Genomic DNA, 1,824 nt, shown 5'->3' on the forward strand with positions numbered 1-1,824 from the left:
GTGCAGGTGTGTGGATGGGTAGGGGAGCGTCGTATGGCGGGTGAAGCGGCGGAGTGATCCAGTCGTGGACGCCATACGAGTGAGAATGCAGGCATGAGTAGCGAATGAAGGGTGAGAACCCCTTCCGCCGGATGACCAAGGGTTCCAGGGCCAGGCTAATCCGCCCTGGGTGAGTCGGGGCCTAAGGCGAGGCCGAGAGGCGTAGTCGATGGATAACGGGTTGATATTCCCGTACCCGCAAAAGAGCGCCCAAGACGAACCCATCTGTACTAACTACTTGATCAATTCAATGGCTTCGGCCGGCGATGCGGGAGACTAGGACCTTGGGTGGTAGTAGTTTAGCGATGGGGTGACGCAGGAAGGTAGATGATCCCGGCCGGTGGTTGTGCCGGGGTAAGCGTGTAGGCCGTCACGTAGGCAAATCCGCGTGGCATTAAGGTTGAGACGTGATGCCGAGCCGTTTCTGGTGAAGTCATTGATCCTATGCTGCCGAGAAAAGCCTCTAGCGATGTTCTGAGCGGCCCGTACCCTAAACCGACACAGGTGGTCAGGTAGAGAATACCGAGGCGACGGGTGAACTGTGGTTAAGGAACTCGGCAAATTGCCCCCGTAACTTAGGGAGAAGGGGGGCCGGACGCGTGAAGCCCCTTGCGGGTGGAGCGTGGTATGGCCGCAGAGAGCAGGGGGAAGCGACTGTTTACTAAAAACACAGGTCCATGCCAAGTCGTAAGACGATGTATATGGACTGACGCCTGCCCGGTGCTGGAACGTTAAGGGGACCTGTTAGCTCTTCGGGGCGAAGCGGAGAACTTAAGCGCCAGTAAACGGCGGTGGTAACTATAACCATCCTAAGGTAGCGAAATTCCTTGTCGGGTAAGTTCCGACCTGCACGAATGGCGTAACGACTTCCCCACTGTCTCAACCACAGGCCCGGCGAAATTGCAGTACGAGTAAAGATGCTCGTTACGCGCGGCAGGACGGAAAGACCCCGGGACCTTTACTATAGCTTGACATTGGTATCTGAATTAGCTTGTGTAGGATAGGTGGGAGCCTGTGAAGCTTGGACGCCAGTTCGGGTGGAGGCAATGTTGAAATACCACTCTGGTTGGTTTGGGTATCTAACTTGCGGCCCTGATCGGGTCGAGGGACAGTGTCTGGTGGGTAGTTTAACTGGGGCGGTTGCCTCCTAAAGGGTAACGGAGGCGCCCAAAGGTTCCCTCAGCCTGGTTGGCAATCAGGTGTTGAGTGTAAGTGCACAAGGGAGCTTGACTGTGAGACTGACGGGTCGAGCAGGGACGAAAGTCGGGACTAGTGATCCGGCACTTGCGTGTGGAAGCGGTGTCGCTCAACGGATAAAAGGTACCCCGGGGATAACAGGCTGATCTTCCCCAAGAGTCCATATCGACGGGATGGTTTGGCACCTCGATGTCGGCTCGTCGCATCCTGGGGCTGTAGCAGGTCCCAAGGGTTGGGCTGTTCGCCCATTAAAGCGGTACGCGAGCTGGGTTTAGAACGTCGTGAGACAGTTCGGTCCCTATCCGCCGTGCGCGTTGGATACTTGAGAAGGGCTGTCCCTAGTACGAGAGGACCGGGACGGACGAACCTCTGGTGTGCCAGTTGTTCCGCCAGGAGCATGGCTGGTTGGCTACGTTCGGAAGGGATAACCGCTGAAAGCATCTAAGCGGGAAGCCTGCTTCGAGATGAGGTATCCCACCACCTTTGAGTGGGTAAGGCTCCCAGGAGACTACTGGGTTGATAGGCCGGAGATGTAAGCACGGTAACGTGTTGAGTTGACCGGTACTAATAGGCCGAGGGCTTAACCAC

The 1,824-nt window shown here is 56.6% G+C and carries 1 rRNA gene; it reads left to right on the forward strand.

What is annotated here, in order from left to right:
* Window positions 1-1,824 (forward strand): 23S ribosomal RNA (locus WH85_RS45980); the annotation flags it as partial.

This window comes from Actinoplanes rectilineatus, from assembly GCF_000962825.1.
GTDB classification, from domain to species: domain Bacteria; phylum Actinomycetota; class Actinomycetes; order Mycobacteriales; family Micromonosporaceae; genus Actinoplanes; species Actinoplanes rectilineatus.